General features: G+C 62.2%; 13 protein-coding genes. 10 read left to right on the plus strand and 3 right to left on the minus strand.

Annotated elements, in window-relative coordinates; translation table 11 throughout:
* Positions 1–190 precede the first annotated feature (190 nt).
* Positions 191–1810, plus strand: a complete 1620-nt coding sequence (locus ACR9Y2_RS00725) for a SpoIIE family protein phosphatase (RefSeq protein ID WP_435039103.1) — start codon at positions 191–193, stop codon at positions 1808–1810.
* A 17-nt stretch (positions 1811–1827) separates the two neighbouring features.
* Here the strand turns inward: ACR9Y2_RS00725 and ACR9Y2_RS00730 are convergent, their stop codons facing one another.
* The 3 genes from ACR9Y2_RS00730 to ACR9Y2_RS00740 are packed head-to-tail and all read right to left on the minus strand — an operon-like array spanning position 1828 to position 6025.
* A complete protein-coding gene (locus tag ACR9Y2_RS00730; RefSeq protein WP_435039104.1) occupies positions 1828–3042 on the minus strand; it encodes an aspartate aminotransferase family protein in 1215 nt (404 codons plus the stop codon).
* A gap of 45 nt (positions 3043–3087) precedes the next feature.
* Entirely contained in the window at positions 3088–5514 is a 2427-nt protein-coding gene (locus tag ACR9Y2_RS00735) for a hypothetical protein (protein WP_435039105.1), read from the minus strand.
* A 16-nt stretch (positions 5515–5530) separates the two neighbouring features.
* On the minus strand, positions 5531–6025 hold the full coding sequence (locus ACR9Y2_RS00740; protein WP_435039106.1) for a hypothetical protein: 495 nt from the start codon (positions 6023–6025) through the stop codon (positions 5531–5533).
* A 408-nt stretch (positions 6026–6433) separates the two neighbouring features.
* Here ACR9Y2_RS00740 and nusG point away from each other — a divergent pair, with 408 nt between their 5' ends.
* The 9 genes from nusG (at position 6434) to ACR9Y2_RS00785 (ending at position 17822) form a co-directional block, all read left to right on the plus strand.
* Entirely contained in the window at positions 6434–6952 is a 519-nt protein-coding gene (gene nusG, locus ACR9Y2_RS00745; protein WP_435039107.1) for a transcription termination/antitermination protein NusG, read from the plus strand.
* Complete coding sequence (locus ACR9Y2_RS00750; protein WP_435039108.1) at positions 6945–9203, plus strand: GumC family protein; 2259 nt, start codon at positions 6945–6947, stop codon at positions 9201–9203. The genes nusG and ACR9Y2_RS00750 overlap by 8 nt, the downstream gene beginning before the upstream one ends.
* 347 nt (positions 9204–9550) lie before the next feature.
* Positions 9551–10846 carry an oligosaccharide flippase family protein gene (locus ACR9Y2_RS00755; protein WP_435039109.1) on the plus strand — a complete coding sequence of 432 codons (1296 nt, stop codon included), beginning with the start codon at positions 9551–9553 and terminating at the stop codon, positions 10844–10846.
* Positions 10843–11976 carry a UDP-galactopyranose mutase gene (gene glf, locus ACR9Y2_RS00760; protein ID WP_435039110.1) on the plus strand — a complete coding sequence of 378 codons (1134 nt, stop codon included), beginning with the start codon at positions 10843–10845 and terminating at the stop codon, positions 11974–11976. Before ACR9Y2_RS00755 ends, glf begins: the two co-directional genes overlap by 4 nt.
* Positions 11954–13012 carry a glycosyltransferase family 2 protein gene (locus ACR9Y2_RS00765; RefSeq protein WP_435039111.1) on the plus strand — a complete coding sequence of 353 codons (1059 nt, stop codon included), beginning with the start codon at positions 11954–11956 and terminating at the stop codon, positions 13010–13012. Before glf ends, ACR9Y2_RS00765 begins: the two co-directional genes overlap by 23 nt.
* Positions 13013–13082: 70 nt before the next feature.
* Positions 13083–14402: an O-antigen ligase family protein gene (locus ACR9Y2_RS00770; RefSeq protein ID WP_435039112.1), complete on the plus strand. Its 1320-nt coding sequence runs from the start codon at positions 13083–13085 to the stop codon at positions 14400–14402.
* Between the two features lie 7 nt (positions 14403–14409).
* Positions 14410–15597, plus strand: a complete 1188-nt coding sequence (locus tag ACR9Y2_RS00775) for a glycosyltransferase (protein ID WP_435039113.1) — start codon at positions 14410–14412, stop codon at positions 15595–15597.
* A gap of 156 nt (positions 15598–15753) precedes the next feature.
* Positions 15754–16788 (plus strand): glycosyltransferase family 4 protein, encoded by a 1035-nt coding sequence (locus tag ACR9Y2_RS00780; RefSeq protein WP_435039114.1) that lies wholly within the window; start codon positions 15754–15756, stop codon positions 16786–16788.
* A complete protein-coding gene (locus ACR9Y2_RS00785) occupies positions 16785–17822 on the plus strand; it encodes an STELLO glycosyltransferase family protein (protein WP_435039115.1) in 1038 nt (345 codons plus the stop codon). The genes ACR9Y2_RS00780 and ACR9Y2_RS00785 overlap by 4 nt, the downstream gene beginning before the upstream one ends.
* Positions 17823–17833 lie beyond the last annotated feature (11 nt).

Below are 17833 nucleotides of genomic sequence, written 5' to 3' on the forward strand. Positions count from 1 at the left end.
GGCGCCTGGCTCCTCGCTGCACGCCGCTACTGGCAGGCTAAAACCATCTGGAAGGGGCTGCCTGGCCACGCCGGCCGACCCATCATGGATCCGGTTTGCCGCCTGGGAATCGCAAATCTTGCCCCTACCCGAGCCCCCTCGGCTGCAGGCCTGTTCAATCCGCCTGCCCCGTACGCGATAATCTAGCTCAATGCCCGAATTGGCAATCACAGCGCCCGACGGTAGCGTTCGCAACCTGACACTGGATCAGGGCCACCTCTCGCTGGGACGCTCAGGGGACAACAACCTGCCGTTCCCCGAGGACGATTCCCTCTCGCGGCACCACCTGCTCTTCGAATCCTCAACCGACAGCTGGTTCGTCACCGATCTCGGCAGCAAGAACGGAACCTTCGTCAACGGCACCCGCATCCCCAGCCGCCGCACCCTCGCCCCCGGAGACGTCATCTCCGCCGGCCGCGTCCGCATGCAGTTCCGCTCCGCCGGTCCTCCGCCCGCCCCAGCCCCCGCCATCTTCGACGAAGACAGCTCCCCTTTCCGCCTCACCGCCTCCACCAATCTCGCCAGCGTCCTCTCCGCCCATATCGCCGGAGCCGCCCGCTCCGATCGCACCATCTCCATCCTGCTCCATGCCGGCCGCGAACTCGCCGCCCGCCGTCCGCTCGCTGAGCTCTTCCCCCTCATCCTCGACCTCGCCATCGAAGCCTCCGGCGCCGAACGCGGCATCGTCCTCACCCTCGACAACGCCAACCTCGTCGCCCGCGCCTCCCGCGGCGAAGGGTTCCGCATCAGCAGCGCCATCCGCGACCGCGTCCTCCACCAGCGCGCCTCCCTCCTCGTCCGCGATACCAGCCTCGAGGAATCCCTCCGCGACCGCCGCAGTATCGTCACCCAAAGCGTCCGCTCCTTCATGGCGGTCCCACTCCAGACCGAGGACCGCGTCTTCGGCCTCATCTACGTCGACGCCAGCGAATTCGTCCACTCCTTCTCGCCCGGCGACCTCGATCTCCTCACCGTCATCTCCAACGTCGCCGCCATTCGCATCGAACACGAACGCCTCGTCGACATCGAACGCCAGGACCGCCTCCGCGAGGCCGAACTCGAACAGGCCGCCCACATTCAACAGGGCCTGCTCCCGGGCGAGCCCCCCAACCTCCCCGGCATCGACATGGCCGGCTTCAACGCCGCCTGCCGCACCGTAGGCGGTGACTATTTCGACTACCTGCTCACCCCCGATGACCGCCTCGCCATCGCCATCGGCGACGTCGCCGGCAAGGGCATGCCCGCCGCCCTCCTCATGGCCAGCCTCCAGGCGCGCGTCACTTCCCTAGTCGAATCCGCCGTCTCCACCGCCAGCCTCGTGCGCAGCCTCAATCGCGGACTCTCTTCCTACTGCCCGCGCAACCGCTTCATTACGTTCTTCATCGCCCTCCTCGATCCCGCCTCAGGCGAACTCCTCTACACCAACGCCGGCCACAATCCCACCATCCTCATGCGCAGCGGCGGTCAGGTGGAACTGCTCGACGACGGCGGCCCCGTGCTCGCCATCCTCCCCTCGTTCCCTTACTCCGAACACCGCACGCAGCTCCGCCCCGGCGATCTTCTGTTTCTTTATAGTGACGGCCTCACCGAAGCTGAAAATGCCGACGGACAGGAATTTGGAGAGACCCAGTTGCTTTCGATTCTCTCCGCCAACCCCACCGCTTCAGCCGATTCGCTGATCACAGCCGTTCGTGGCGCCGTCCAGGACTGGACCGGCGGCCGGGCGCTGGCGGACGACCTCACCATGCTGGCAGTCCGCCTGGCCGGTTAACTGGGGCGCACCGCCCCTTACTCCTGCGGCTTGCCGTTCTTGAAGATCCGCGACAGCCCCTTCAACGCGCGATCCACTTCCTTCTCCGTAATAATGTACGGCGGCAACATCCGCACCACGTTGTCGTGGGTGACGTTGAACAGCATCCCTAACTCCATCCCCTGCTTCACAAAGTGACGGCACTGGAAGTCGATCTCGACACCAATCATCAGCCCGGAGCCGCGCACGTCCCGCACAATCGAATGCTTCTGCTGCAACACCCTCAGCCCATCGAAGAAATACCCGCTCACCCGCCGCATCTGCGGCAGCAGCTCTTCCAGGATGTCGTAGAACTCCAACGCCACCCGGCAGGCCAGGGCCCCGCCGCCAAACGTCGTGCCGTGCATCCCCGGGGCAATCGACGCCGCCGCCTTTTCATTACACAGGACCGCTCCCAGGGGCAGCCCGCACGCAATCGGCTTGGCCATCGTCACAATGTCCGGCAGAATCGCCGGCTCGTGCAGTTGGTACGCGAAATGGGTGCCCGGACGCCCGATTCCGCACTGGATCTCGTCAAACACCAGCAGCGCATTGTGCTGCTCCGTCAACGCTCTCGCCCTCCGCAGCAGCTCCGCCGGCATCGGGATGATCCCGCCTTCGCCCTGGATCGTCTCCAGGAACACCGCCGCCGTCTTGTCCGTGACCGCCGCCTCCAGCGCCGCCCCGTCATTCATGTTGACGAACTTCACCCCGGGCATCAGCGGCTCGAAGTCATTGCGGTACTTCGGCTGTCCCGTGATCGACAAGGCGCCCATCGTTCGTCCGTGGAAGCTGTTCTCCAGCGCCACGATCTCCACCTTCGCCGGATCGATCCGGCGTCCGTGGGAGTGCGCCATCTTGATAGCGCCTTCAATCGCTTCAGTACCCGAATTGCAGAAGAACGTCCTCTGTAACCCGCTGGTCTCACATAACTTCTTCGCGAGTGGGCCCTGGTATTCGTGGTAGTACAGATTCGAGCTGTGAATCAGCTGCCCAGCTTGCTCTTTCATCACTCGCAGAATGCGCGGATGGGCATACCCTAACGAATTCACACCAATGCCCGAGATCAGGTCCAGATAGCGCTTGCCTTCCAAATCGGTCAGCCAGCAGCCTCTCCCTCTCTTCAGCACCAGTGGATAGCGCCCGTAATTCTGCAAGAGATACGCGCGCTCCAGTTCCATCACCGCCTGCGTCGGCGAAGCCACGTTTTCCATTTATCCATGGTACCGTCCTCCGCCCGCCCGGTCATCGGCGGACCCTCAGCGCACCACAAACCCGTCCAGGTCCAGATAGCAGCTCGCAATCGGTAACTTGCTGACTCCCTGCGGGAACCGCATCTGCATCAGGTGGTCCCCCTCACTCAGCGCACTGTATTCCGGCGACAACGTCTGCCACTTCGTTTCCAGCGAGAACTCGTTCAGCGCCTTCTCTTCGCCCTCGTCAATCGAGACCAGCCCCGAACACCGGTTCGCCGCCGCCGTATACCGCAGCTGGATCGACCGCCCGTGGAACCGGATCAGCAGCCTCGACCGCGTGTCGTTCGTATACACCAGCGTCCCCTGGTACGCCTGCGTAAACTGCAGGTCCCTCGACCACCGGCCCGAATAGTGGCTATACCGCGAAACTTCGTCATACGACCCCGGCGGCGCATGCGCCGGCGGCGGCCCCTGCATCCCCGGCTCCGGCGGAGACCACACCCGCAACTCCACATCCCCAAACGTCACCACCGGCTTCGTGAACGCATCCAGGAAATCCCGCGAGTACACATTCGTCGCCGGCTTCGCACTCGACGCCGAGGGCGCCACAAAATACTTGATCTTCAGGTCCTGCGCCAGCCAGGAATGCCCCTCCGGCGATGTCGAATCCCTCAATCGCGTGGAAAACAGGACACTGTGCCACGAATTCGTGTACGCATACCCGTGGAAATCCGCAATCGCATTGCTCTCCATCCAGGCCGCCCGGGCATTCGGGTCATTCGCATTCAGCCAGTCCACCAGCTTCCGCTCCGGCGCGATCTCCGCCAGGTAGGCGTCCACCTGCGCCCGGCCCAGAATCTGGTTGAACGCAAAATCCCGGTGATACCATCCGGCCGCCGGCAGGAAGCACAGGTTCAGCACCACCGTCAGGCCCGCCGCACACCCCAAAGCCTTGCCAAGATCAGGCCCGTGCGCCCGGAATGAGGAGATCGCCACCCCAATCAGCAGCGTCAGCATCGGCAGCGCCGGATACGCATACCGCACGTTCGATTGCCCGGCAAACGTCAGCGCCAACCCCGTCACACCCACCCAAAGCAGCACGAATCCGGTTCTCGGCCACCGCCGCCTCACCCCGATCAACGCGACCGGAGCCAGCAGGAAGAAGAAGAACCCCAGGCCCCCATCCAACCCTTCCAAATACCGCGAGGTATGGAAGGTCATGTCGTACCACGCCCGCCAGGTCGCCGGAGCCGTAAATCGCGGATCCGTGAAATTCCTCTGCGCGTCGTACAACGGTGAATGAAACACCGCGTTGAAGAACGGGAAAACCGGGTTCGAAGTCCGCAGCCACGCCGCGAAGTACGTATACCCGCCCACCAGCACCGCAATCGGCAGCCCCAGCACCAGGTGCCGGAACTTCACCAGGATCACCGCCGCCACCAGCAGCGGCAGGACAAACGCCAGCGCCCCCACCTTCGTCGCCAGCGCCATCCCGGCCAGGAAGCAGCTGGCGTAAAAATACACCCCGCGCCGTTCCTTCACGTGAATCCTCAGCAGCAGCGCCGCCCCCAGCAGCAACACCGCCTCCAGGTTCTCCACAAACAACGAGCCCGTCACATGCTGCGTCAACGGCGTCGATAGGAAGGCCGCCACCAGCACACCCGAAATCCAGCCCGGCACCCGAGCGTGCAGCCGCTCCATCAGGATCCAGACAATCAGCGCCAGCAGGCCCAGGTTCAGCAGCCGCGCACCGTACTCACCAGCCATCTGCCACCCGATCGAGTACAGGAAATCCCCGCCCATCGGCATCACGGCCCAGATGAACTCGTGAATATTGAAACTCCAGGCATGCGCATAGGTCATCCGCGCCGGAATCACCATGTGCATCGCCAGCCCGTCCGCGCTCACCTCCGGCTTCAGGCTCACCAGCCAGTGGCACACCAGCGGGAACAACGCCACCGACATCGGAATCAGGTCGTGCGCCGTCTTCGCGTACTCAAATTCCAGCTTCGGCAGCCACTGGTAGCGCAGCGCATAGTAAATCGGGATCGCCGGCAGAATCCAGTACAACACCCGGTAATGGATCGGCAGCGACGCCGTCACCAGCACACAGAACACATAGGTCGCCAGGCCCGTCAGCATCGCGATCTGTGGATTCCGAGCCGTGAACTCCGGGTGCCGCCGGAACCAGATCCCACCCACCGCGAAACTCGACGCGCCAAGGTAGCCCACCGCCAGCGGTGCCAGCGGCCCCACCGTCAATACCGTGTACACCAGCGTCACCCCGGCCAGCGCCGGCAAATACCACCTCGGAGCCAGCCGCAGCATCGCCGCCGTGAACAACCCGTACAACACACCGAAAATCGCAAACCGCACCAGCCCGGCCGCCGTCCACACACGCTGCCCCGCCAGCCCGTTGTGGACGATTCCGAAAATCGTCAGCAGCAGGAGGATCGCCAGAACTGCCCACGCTAGGGCGCGTTGTACCATAGCTGCGTCAACCCGCTTACTGGGCCAGGCGCGCCAACGGCTGCGGATCGTTTTCCGGAATCTCTCCGAAATTGATCCCCTGCTTCGCCGCGTTCTGAATGAAGTAACTCACCGCTAACTCCGCCGCCGATGTCTTCAGAATCTTGAAGTTCCCCTTCAACGGAGGCTTCAGGTCAAAACTCACCACTTCACTCACCAGCCGCCCTTCAAAGCTGAAACTCACCTTCGGGTTCAGCTTCTCCCCAGCCGGCACCGCATACGTGCACTCATACTTCCCCTGAACCTTATCGCCTTCCTGCGTGATCTCCGCCCGAGCCGCAACCCATTGATACACATCACCGTTCTTCTTGGCATTAGGATTGGAGTAGGCCCAGATTCCCGCCAGCGTCGGTAGCACCATCTGCATCGCGGCGGCTGGTTCCCCCCGTCCGGGGGCGGTCGGCAGTTCCTGCCCGGCCATGGCTTCAACCGCGGCCAGCATCGTCAACAGGGGCACAGCTAGATATCGCATGGAGAAAGACCAGTGTATCTCCACTCCAGCGGCCTGTCATGGATTCCGGCATAGCAGCCCGTAGACAATGCCTCGAACCATGTCTAGCCAGGACTACAATCGTCCCCAAGCCGGACGACCTGACTGCCCATACGGTTTCTCCTCCAGAGCGCCACCGTGCATCGGTGTTCAAAGCTGATAGCTGAGAGCAGCTAGCTGCTAGCTTCTGGTTGCTAGCTCCGCCCGAGCTGCGATTTCAGGTGAGAATAAGCCGTCCAGCCATCACGATATTGAAGGAGCCTGTCCTGTCAACAGCATGGACAGGGCACCTCGCCTGCGTTAGGATTAGAAATTATTATTTTAAGGACGGCCGGCCCTTCGTGTAGGTGAAAATACTACCACTCGCCTGGGGCTCGCTGAGCGGCAGCTTTGTCTCAAAACAAGCTTTCTCACAACCCGCCAAACTGGTATGCCCTGCGCGTCCGGCCCAATGCGGAGAAGGCCGCCGCCGAATACCTGCGCCTCGCCGGCCTGGAGGAGTTCCTCCCCCTCGCCCGCACCCGCCGCAATTGGTCCGATCGCGTCAAATTGCTGGATATTCCTCTTTTTCCCGGCTATTTATTCTGCCGAGTTTCTCTCGATATTCCCTACCGCATCGTCGATACCCCCGGCGTCATCGGCTTCGTCGGCTTCCACGGAACCCCCGAACCCATTCCCGCCGTTGAAATCGACGCCGTCAAACGCATGCTCGATGCCCGCCGCCGCCTCCGCTGCATGGCCCTCCTTCGCGAAGGCCAGCGCATCGAAGTCCGCGACGGCCCGCTCGCCGGCCTCCAGGGCGTCCTCGCCCGCATTAAGAACGAAAATCACTTGGTCGTACACCTCCACCTGCTGCAACGCTCCGTAGCCGTGGAATTGGAAGGGGATGCGGTAATTCCTTATGCCTGAAGATAAATTCGACGCGCTGGATCTCACCGGGCCCGTGCGCCGCATGACGCCCGCTATGGCCTATCAACAGGCTCCGCTGGCGCCCGCCACCGTGATCCTGTCCGAAAGCGACGCGGATCAGGTCTCCCTGCCCCTCTCGCACTACCTCTGGATCCTCCGCCGCCACCTCTGGAAGATCGTGGCGTTCGTCGCCGTCATGCTCATCGCCACGGCCGTCGTCAGCCTCCGCCTCACCCCCGTCTACGAATCCACCTCCACCCTCTACGTCGACCGCCAGGAAGCCAAGGGCATCGTCGGCCAGGAATCCCAAAGCCAGGCCTACTCCACCCTCGACGCCGAATCCTTCCTCGCCTCCCAGATCCGACTCATCCAGAGCGATTCCGTCGTCCGCCCCGTCGCCCAGCGCTACAACCTCCTCGAACGCGAGAAACAGATCAAACAGGAGTCCGACGTCGCCCGCGCCAAAGACGCCCCCATCCTCCTCAAGCAGCTCAAAGTCACCCGTCCGCCCAATACTTATCTGCTCCAGATCAGCTATCGCTCCACTGATCCCCAACTCGCCGCCGACGTCGCCAACCAGGTCGCCCAAAGCTACATCGAGCACACCTACAACATCCGCATCCGCAGCTCCGTCTCCCTCTCCAAATTCATGGAACGCCAGATCGAGGAACTCCGCGCCAAAATGGAGTCCTCCTCCGGCCGCCTCGCCCAGATGGAACGCGAACTCAACGTCATCAACCCCGAGGAAAAGACCAATATCCTCTCCTCCCGCCTCCTCCAGCTCAACACCGAGTACACCAAGGCCCAGTCCGACCGCGTCGCCATCGAGGCCGCCTTCAACTCCACCCGCGCCGGCTCCCTCGAATCCGCCCAGGTCTCCGCCCAGGGCGAGGCCATCCGCCGCCTCATGGAACGCCTCAATGAATCCTCTGAGCGCTTCGCCGAGGTTAAGTCCCACTTCGGACCCAACCACCCCGAATACCGCAAATCCCAGGCCCAGGTGAAGGAAATTCAGGAACAGGTCGACGCCACCCGCCAGAACGCCATCAAACGCGTCGAAGTCCAGTACAACGAAGCCAGGGCCCGCGAACAGATGCTCCAGAAGAGCGTCGCCGAGACCAAGGGCGAATACGATACCCTCAACCTCCGCAGCTTCGAATACCAGCGCGCCAAACGCGAGGCCGATGCCGACAAAAACCTCTACGACGAGCTCGTCCGCAAGATCCGCGAAGCAGGCATCAACGCCGGCTTCCAGAACAACATGGTGCGCATCGCCGATCTCGCCCGGCCCGCCTGGAAGCCCGTCTTCCCCCGGCTCAGCCTGAACCTGCTCCTCGCCCTCCTCTTCTCCACCCTGCTCGCCATCGGCGTCGCCATCCTCACCGATACGATGGACAACACCATCCGCGACCCAGAGCAGGTCACCCGCACCCTCAAGACCCACATCATCGGCACCCTGCCCGCCGTCAAGAACACCAAGGAACTCATCCTGCCCGCTGTCGTTGACGGCGCCGGAGTACTCCAGGCCGACGGAGCGCTCGTCAAGGTCCCCGGCAAGATCATGGACCGCCAGTTCTCCACCTACGAAGAGGCCATCCGCACCATCCGCAGCTCCGTCCTCCTCACCGACTTCGACCGCCGCCTCCGCACCCTCCTCTTCACCTCAGCCACCGCCAGCGAAGGCAAATCCACCACCGCCGGCCACCTCGCCTACGCCCACGCCGAACAGCAGAAGAAGACCCTCCTCATCGACTGCGACCTGCGCCGCCCCTCGCAGCACAAACTCTTCGGCATCCAGCTCCACAACGGCCTGTCCAATGTTCTGAACGGCGAAACCAATTGGCGCGACGTCATCGTCCACCCCGCCAATAACCCCTACCTCGACATCATCTCCGCCGGACCGCCCAGCCGCCGCGCCGCCGACATGATCGGCACCCTGTTAGGACCCATGATGGAAGAGATGGCCCGCGACTACGACTTGGTCATCCTCGACGCCCCGCCTCTGCTCGGCTTCGCGGAAAGCCTCCAGATGGCCAGCTCCGCCGACGGCGTCATCGTAGTCACCCGAGCCGGAGAAACCAGCCGCAAAGCAGTAGCCGCCGCCCTCTCCACCCTCCAGCACCTCCGGGCCAACGTAATCGGCCTCGTGCTGAACCAGGTGAAAAAGCACCACTCGGATCACTATTACTACTACGGCTACTACGGCAAATACTACAAGAAGTACCAGGCCGCCTCCGAATCCGCCACCTAGCAGCGGGGCCGTTCAACAACTGTCCCAGCAGCGGGGACGTTCATCCCCTGTCCCAAATCGTCGTCGATCCCAATCAAATCGAACGACTCCAGGTGGACAGGGCGAGAACGTCCCCCTCCGCCGCAGCAACACCGTAAACCCCAACCGAACGAAACGACACCAGCCGGACAGGGCGAGAACGTCCCCCTCCGCCGCAGCAACGCCGTAAACCCCAACCCAACGAAACGACACCAGCCGGACAGGGCGAGAACGTCCCCCAACGCCCTAGCACCGAACACCACCCAACCCCACCCACCACCCCCAGCCCCAAACACCCAAACACCCAAACCCCCAAACACCCACCCCCCGTGCCCGCCCCCACCCCACCACCATCCGTCCTAACCCCCCACCTCCTGGGCGACCTCCTCGCCCTCTACGGCGTCCAGGCCATGAACTTCGCCGTCCCGCTCCTCACCCTCCCTTACCTCACCCGAACGCTAGGCCCCTCCGCCTGGGGCGCCCTCGTCTTCGCCGAAGCCTTCGCCCGCTACTCCGCCATGCTCGTCGAATACGGCTTCCAACTCTCCGCCACCCGCGAAATCGCCCGCACCCGCCACGACCCCGCCCAACGCGCCGCCCACATCGGCGGAGTCCTCGGCGGCCAACTGCTCCTCGCCGCCGCCGCCCTCTGCGCCATCCCGCCCCTCCTCCTCTGGAGCACCCCCTTCCAGGGCCGCGGACCCCTCCTCTGGACCGCCCTCGCCTGGGGCCTCGCCCTCGCCGCCAGCCCCCTCTGGTACTTCCAGGGCATGGGCCGCATGAAAGTCATGGCCACCATCGACATCACCGCCAAAATCATCGCCGCCGCCGGGCTCTTCCTCCTCGTCCGCCACCCCGGCGACGAAGGCCGCGCCGTCGCCCTCCAGGCCTCCATGGCCATCTGCTCCACCCTCTCCGGCTTCCTCCTCGTCGCCCGCGAAACCGCCCTCCCCCGGCCCTCCGCCGCCGCCGGCTGGGCCGCCCTCCGCTCCGGCTTCAGCATGTTCCTCTTCCGCAGCGCCGTCAGCCTCTATACCACCGCCAACGTCCTCATCCTCGGTCTCTTCGCCGCCTCCGCCTCCGTCGGCATCTTCGGCGCCGCCGAACGCCTCATCCGCGCCGCCATGGCCTCCTTCGCCCCCCTCAACCAGACCTTCTTCCCGCGCATCTCTTACCTCATGGAACACGACCCCGCCGCCGCTCGCCGCACCACCCGCGCCTCCGCCCTCATCATGCTCGTCCTCGGCCTCGCCCTCGGCCTCTTCCTCGCCGCCGCCGCCCCCTGGATCGTCGCCTTCCTCCTCGGACCCCGCTACGAAGCCGCCATCCCCATCCTCCGCGTCCTCGCCCTCCTCGCCCCCCTCGTCGCCATCAGCAACGTACTCGGCATCCAGTGGATGCTCCCCCTCGGCCTCGAACGCGACTTCAACGCCATCCTCCTCGCCGCCGGACTCCTCAACGTCGTCTGCGCCTGCGCCCTCGCCCCCCGCTTCGGCGGACTCGGCATGGCCTGCTCCGTCGTCGCCGCCGAAACCGCCGTCACCCTCGGCATCCTCCTCTGCCTCCGCCGCCGCGGACTCAACCCCCTCGCCCCTCCTCGGTCCTGGGAGCAGGCCGCCGCATGACCTTCCCCTGGCTCATCGTCGGCGCCGGTTACGCCGGCTCCGTCCTCGCGGAACGCATCGCCTCCGTCCGCAATCAGTCCGTCCTCCTCATCGATCGCCGCGATCACATCGCCGGCAACGCCTTCGATGCCCTCGACGAACACGGCGTCCTCATCCACCGCTACGGCCCCCACGTCTTTCACACCAACTCCCTCCGCGTCTGGGACTACCTCTCCCAATTCACGGAATGGCGCCCCTATCAGCACCGCGCCCTCGGCCTCGTCCAAGGCCAGCTCGTCCCCGTCCCCTTCAATCTCGAATCCCTCCGCCGCCTCTGGCCCCCGGACGCCGCCGCCGCCCTCCAGGCCCGCCTCGTCGCCGAATACGGCATGGACGTCAAAGTGCCCATCCTGCGCATGCTCGAGCACGCCGACCCCGCCATCCAGCACCTCGCCCGCTACATCTACGACAACGTCTTCGCCGGCTACACCCGCAAACAATGGGATCTCGAACCGGAGCAGCTCGACCCCTCCGTCATGGCCCGCGTCCCCGTCCATGTCAGTGAGGACGACCGCTACTTCCAGGACCGCTTCCAGGCCCTCCCCCGTGACGGCTACACCGCCATGTTCCAGCGCATGCTCAGCCACCCCAACATCCAGGTGCGCCTCAACACGGACTACCGCGCCCTCCCCCCCGGCCTCTCCTGGGGCCGCATGGTCTATACCGGACCCGTCGACGAATTCTTCGACCACCGCCACGGCCGCCTGCCCTACCGCAGCCTCCGCTTCGAGTTCCCCCATCAGCCCACCGACCGTCACCAGCCCTGCGGCCAGGTCAACTACCCCAACACCGAACTCTTCACCCGCGTCTCCGAGTTCAAACACATGACCGGCCAGGAAATCGCCGGCACCACCCTCGCCGTCGAATACCCGCAGCCCCACGAACCCGGCCGCAACGAACCCTACTACCCCGTGCCGCGCCCCGAAAGCGCCGTCATCCACGAGAAATACCAGGCCGAAGTCGCCGCCCTCGCCGGCCAGACCATCTTCGTAGGCCGCCTGGCCGACTATCGCTACTACAACATGGACCAGGTCGTCGCCCGCGCCCTGAAAGTCTTCGAGGACACCATTGAGCCACTCGACCGCGACTAACCCGGCCTGGCCCGATCTGCGCCCCATCCCCCTCCCCCCGCTGGAGCCCAACCCCCTCGTCTCCATCCTCATCGCTAACTACAACTACGCCCGCTACCTCCCGGATTGCCTCAACAGCGTGTTCGCGCAGTCGTACAGCCATTTCGAAGTCATTGTTTGTGATGACGGCTCAACGGATGAATCGCTACAGGTCCTTGCCAGGTTCGCAGCGGCGGACCAGAGGGTTCGGTTTGTCGCACAACCGAATGGCGGAATGGCCTCGGCTCTCAATCATGCGTACGAGCAAGCCCAGGGCCAACTGATAGCGCTCCTCGACGCGGACGACGTTTGGTACCCTTCCAAACTCACAAAAACCGTCCAGGCGTTCCTCCAGAATCCCGAGGCCGGTATGGTCACACATCAACTTTGCGCGGAGGAGACTGAAGGGAAAGTCGTCCGCCGGTTCCTGCCCCCCAGGCTCGACAGCGGCTGGCTCGCCCCACAGTGCGTCAACGGCGAGTCGCTTCGCTTGCCCCCGTGTTCAGCTCTTGCCGTCCGGTCCGAGGTAGCGAAGTCGATCTTCCCAATCCCACCCATCTTCAGAAGCTCGGCGGACAGGATCGTTCAGGAGGGGGCGCTGCTCCACTCACACGTGGCCGCTATTCCCGAAGTCTTGGCAATGTACCGGGTTCATGGCAACAATCTCACTGGACTCGCCGGTCCTCTGGATTCACAGTCCATCCAGAAAACGATAGCCTTCCTCGAGAACGTCTGGAGAACAAGATCGCAGTTCCTACACCAATTGCACGGCATCTCGTTGAAGCCAGATCGTTGGCAACTCGCCGAAGGCTCCGAATATCGCCTGGCTCTCTCCCTTCTGGCGAAGGATAGAACCGCACGCCCGGACATTAATCTCATCACCGATAGGAAACGTCGAATCGCGTGGTCGATTCTCACCAAACTGCCCGATGCTCTCGCCATTCAAGGTCTCCGATTCTGGTGGAGGCCGAATCCTGTGAAGCGGATCACCGATTCCCTCAGCCGCCTCTTCTCTTAGTGCTTCGAGACACCTCACCAGTGCGAAACCAACGGTTTATCAATCCGGCCAGGGTCAGCCACAAACCACAATGCAGGTGACATTCCTACCCACTGGCGAGACCGTCGTCAAGCTCTCGGGAGCATTGGCACGTCAAGTTCAGTCCGACCCTAAGCCACTGCCTCGCTACCTCTCGATTGCGGTCATCGCGATCCAGACCTTGGCCCTGTTCAAGTTGACTACCCGAGACCCGCTCGCAACAGACTTGGGCATCCAGGCCACATTTGAAGTAGCCTGCGCCGGGCTTTCCCTCTTTCTCGCGGTCTGGACACAACTACTTTCGAAGCGCCGCATCCCGATCAAACCTCAGTACTGGATTCTGGCCCTTGTCTACCTGATCTGCCTCGCCTCCAGCGCCAACTCCTTCTATCCCGTCTTGAGTGCGGCCAAAGCGCTGCTCTATCTCGCAAACCTCTGCACGATTATTCTCGCCAGCCGGCAACTGGGCGCAGACAGGACCCTCAACGTCATTTACTGGACGTTGTTCTCCGTCATTACCCTCGGACTTTGCATCGGGCTGTACCGTCCGGACATTTACCCACTGTTCCTCGGTGAGTACGGCAACTGGAGAAGCCGCTTGGCGGTCTTGGCCCTCCACCCGGGACTTTTGGCGGAGATGGCGGGCATTGCATTGCTCATCGGCGCATCCCCTCGCACGTCGAAACACTGGGCAACTCAACTCTTCTTTGCTACGGTACTTCTCCTGACGGTCGCGCGGACAAGTATTGTCGTCGCACTGGCCATCTTCGGAATCGCGATCGTCAAGAACCACACTGCTGCCGCACGCCGGGCCATCGTCGGCCTCAGCTATTGCTTCGTGTTTGCCCTGATCGCGGCTGTCCTGATTACTCTCCAGGGAGATCTGATCCAGCCAATCCTTGGCTATATGGATTCGGTCTATTTGCGGACTGTCAATGACAGCACGCTGAGCGGCCGCAGCTTCCTCTGGGCACCAGCCATGGACATCCTCCTCAATTCCTGGGCGTTCGGCTATGGTGTTGGCGGTGCCCGAGGACAACTATTGAGCACTGTCGCGTGGGCTGGGGAAGCACACAACAGCTATTTGGACATAGGCTTGGCCTGCGGCTTTATAGGCGGAATCCTGTTCCTGCTTGCCTGGTTCCTGGTAGTCAGGCAAGGTCTCCGGGATTTCGGCAGGAACTACTTCTACCGTCTCCTCATCCATCTGTTCCTGTTCTCAGTCTCATGGGTCGGCGCTCTCATGTCCCTGGGCAGCACGATCGGAATTCTGATACTCATCGTCCTTGCATCGGAGGAGCCTGAGGCGAATTACGCTCACATCATCAAGCGAGCTGAGGCTGCACTCAGGGCTGCGGGCCTCAAATCCTAGTCGTCTCATGCGCATCCTCCTTGCACATTCGTTCTACAGGGCTCGCGGAGGCGAGGATGTAGTTTTCGAGGCGGAGACGGCCCTCCTTCGGCAGCATGGTCATAGCGTCTTCTGCCTCACTCGCCAGAACAAGGACTTCGAAATCCTCGGCGTCACCGGGCAGCTTTCTTCCATGATCTGGAATCAGGGCATCTATCAGCAGACGAAGCAATTGGTTAGGGACCACCAGATCGAACTGGTTCACGTCCATAACACCTTCCCCTCGATGTCCCCTTCGATCATCAGGGCAGCATGCTCTGAAGGCGCCTCAGTGGTTCAAACACTGCACAACTACAGAATCTTCTGCCCCGCTGCAACTTTCCTTCGAAATGGAGCGAAATGCGATGAGTGCCTTGGCTCAACGCTGATGTGGCCCGCCGTTCGCCACGGATGCTATCGACACAGTTCTGCCGCCTCGGCGGCAGTCGCGGCAGTGTATTCAACACACCGCGCAATGGGCACGTGGACCAGGCATGTCGACCGCTTCATCGCACTTTCCGACTGGATGAAAGAGAGAGTCGTGACGGCTGGGTTGCCCGAGCCAAAGGTTGCGGTCAAGCACCACTTTGTGGAAAACCCGCACCCTGTCTTGGATCGCCCCCGCAAGGGAGCATTGTTCGTCGGACGTCTGACCGAAGAGAAGGGACTTCGGACCTTGCTTAGCGCCTGGTCACTGCTTGAAGCGCCTCCACCCCTCACAATAGTCGGAGAGGGTCCACTGGGGTCGGAGTTTCAGTCCAGCCTCTCCCAAAGAGGAGAAATTCGATGGATGGGCCAACTCAGCCGGAGTAAGATCCTGCAGCTAATGGAGGAGGCGGAATGCCTCATCGTCCCGTCCATCCTGGAAGAACCATTTGGGCTTGTCGTGATTGAGGCTTACTCCGCTGGGCTACCTGTCATAGCCTCCCGCGTCGGCACTTTGCCCGAACTCCTGGTTGGTGAACAAACCGGCTTTCTCTGCCAACCAGGAGATCCACATCAACTGGCAGCTGCAGTGCTCAGGATGTTCGCCGACTCGACACCTCGTCATCGCCTACGGGAACAGGCACGGGCGACCTACGAAACCAGCTACCAACCGGAAGCGAACCACCAATTGCTGATGAAGATCTACCAGAATGCCAAGCAAGATCGCCACGCACGGAAACAGCCGGAATAGCGCCATCTTGCGTAACACTGCCGGCCGGGACACAACCAACACCCGATGATCTGCATTTCCTATCCTCAAGGCGAACCAAGAGAGCCACGTTGTTGGTCTGGAACGCCGAGCAACATCGTTCGGAGCCTGGAATCCATTGGCCTTCCAGTGCAGACTGTGAATCTCGATTACCCCAAAGCATGGAAGGCTATGTACCTTGCCTTGGCTGTCGTGCAGGGCCTCGGAAGAGACTTCCACCGTGCTCGCAATCTTCGAGCCGCAAGTTTCCACAAACTGGAGAATTTCATGGCGACTTGCGGCAGCCGCCAAGCGCTCCACATGACGACGATGTCGATGCCCGGCATCAGCACGAATCCCGAGCTTCAACACTTCGTGTATATCGACTCCACCTATGCCCTTCAGCAGGCCCAGCGGCCGGGGGTCGACCCGCCTCACGCCAACAGGCTATTCGATGAACTCGAGAGAGAGACATTTCGCCAAGCCAGGCACATCTTTACTGTTGGTGAATACGTTCGGGAGAATGTGATCTCCCACTACGGGATCGATCCGGCCTGTGTGACTGCCGCAGGGACCGGCCGTGGCAGCATTGCGCCCTTCGATGGGACCAAGAACTTTGAAGAAGCCCCAATCCTCTTCGTAGCCAAGGAGAGATTTGTCGAAAAGGGTGGCATCTTGCTTCTGGAAGCCTTTCGGATTGCCCATGCCCGGAATCCGCGCCTCAGCTTGGTAATGGTCGCTCCGCCGGAGTTTCGCGGCCTCATCGAGGGCAGGCCCGGGGTGCAGTTCCGCACATCCTTGCCGTGGTGCGAACTGGAAGCTCTGTTTCAGCAGGCTGCGCTCTTTGCAATGCCGGCTTTATATGAGCCATGGGGCTTGGTATTCCTGGAGGCGCTTGCGTGTAAGTGTCCGGTTCTTGGCATGAACCGCAACGCGTTACCTGAACTTACTGCAAATGGCAGCTTCGGGTTTCTGATCCAGGAACCCACCGCCGAAGCCATCGCCGAAGGCCTGCTGGATGCCTTCAGCGATCCCGAGCGGCTGCGGCGCATGGGCGACGCAGGTCAGGCTGAGTGCCTTCGTCGCTACACATGGAAGCGAACGGCGGAGATCATTGCCAATGTGCTGGATGGACAGCGCACCGGACTTAAGCCGATAATGTCGAGCGCAACCTCAAAGGAGTCTTTCGAATGAACAACGCCCGATGGATTGTCGTAACAACAATCAACCCGCCCACCGAGACGGTGCGGCGGTTGGTCGATCTGTGCCCGGAGTGGCAGATCCTCGTTGTTGGCGACAGGAAGACTCCACCGGATTGGCATTACCCCGGGGTTCGCTTTCTGAGCGTGGATGAACAAAAAACTTTGAATTTTGCGCTCGCCGAGAGTTCGCCATATAACCACTACGCGCGCAAGAACCTGGGGTACTTATACGCCATTGCGCACGGAGCGGAGGTTCTGCTCGAAACGGATGACGACAATCTTCCTTATGACTGGTACCCCGGCTCCGTAACCCCTGAGGTGCTCGCCCGGCGAGTTGAATCAACCGGCTGGCAAAACGTCTACCGCCATTTCTCTACCGCCCGCATCTGGCCCCGCGGATTTCCACTGGAACTGGTCAATGAGAGCCTGCGGACAGACAGTTCACTCTCTGCTCCGAGTGCTCAGAATTGCGCCATTCAGCAATTTCTCGCCGATGAGAATCCGGACGTGGACGCGGTCTACCGGCTCACTGCGGAAGGTGACATCTTCTTTCGCGGAGAGGATATCGCTCTCGAGTCCGGCTCCTGGTGCCCATTCAATTCGCAGAATACGCTCTGGTGGCCGGAAGCATTCACCTATCTGTACCTGCCTTGTAGCGCCACATTTCGTATGACGGACATTTGGCGTTCGTTTGTGGCCCAGGTCTGCCTCTACGCCTCTGGAGGACGCTTGGCATTCCGCGGCGCGAATATGTTCCAGCGCCGCAATGACCACAGCCTCATTCGGGACTTTGCCGATGAAGTCAGTGGCTACCTGAACAACATGGCCATCATGGAGAAGCTCAGCCGGCTTCAGTTGGCCGGCTTCGACCCGGCCCATCAACTGTACGCCTGCTACGAGGAAATGACGACCGCAGGCTATCTCCGCCCGGAAGAACTCCAACTCGCCCGCTTCTGGCTCGACGATCTGCACTCTGCACGTAACTCCGCTCTCGCTTCCAGAGAGGGCACGCCCCTCCTTCGATGACAGTTCGTTTC

This window comes from Paludibaculum fermentans (assembly GCF_051172195.1).
Taxonomy (GTDB): domain Bacteria; phylum Acidobacteriota; class Terriglobia; order Bryobacterales; family Bryobacteraceae; genus Paludibaculum; species Paludibaculum fermentans_A.

Coding starts and splice junctions, on each gene's coding strand:
- ACR9Y2_RS00750 (WP_435039108.1), top strand. CDS start 6,945: ATGCCTGAAGATAAATTCGACGCGCTGGATCTCACCGGGCCCGTGCGC.
- ACR9Y2_RS00725 (WP_435039103.1), top strand. CDS start 191: ATGCCCGAATTGGCAATCACAGCGCCCGACGGTAGCGTTCGCAACCTG.
- ACR9Y2_RS00730 (WP_435039104.1), bottom strand. CDS start 3,042: ATGGAAAACGTGGCTTCGCCGACGCAGGCGGTGATGGAACTGGAGCGC.
- ACR9Y2_RS00770 (WP_435039112.1), top strand. CDS start 13,083: ATGCAGGTGACATTCCTACCCACTGGCGAGACCGTCGTCAAGCTCTCG.
- ACR9Y2_RS00775 (WP_435039113.1), top strand. CDS start 14,410: ATGCGCATCCTCCTTGCACATTCGTTCTACAGGGCTCGCGGAGGCGAG.
- ACR9Y2_RS00785 (WP_435039115.1), top strand. CDS start 16,785: ATGAACAACGCCCGATGGATTGTCGTAACAACAATCAACCCGCCCACC.
- glf (WP_435039110.1), top strand. CDS start 10,843: ATGACCTTCCCCTGGCTCATCGTCGGCGCCGGTTACGCCGGCTCCGTC.
- ACR9Y2_RS00740 (WP_435039106.1), bottom strand. CDS start 6,025: ATGCGATATCTAGCTGTGCCCCTGTTGACGATGCTGGCCGCGGTTGAA.
- ACR9Y2_RS00735 (WP_435039105.1), bottom strand. CDS start 5,514: ATGGTACAACGCGCCCTAGCGTGGGCAGTTCTGGCGATCCTCCTGCTG.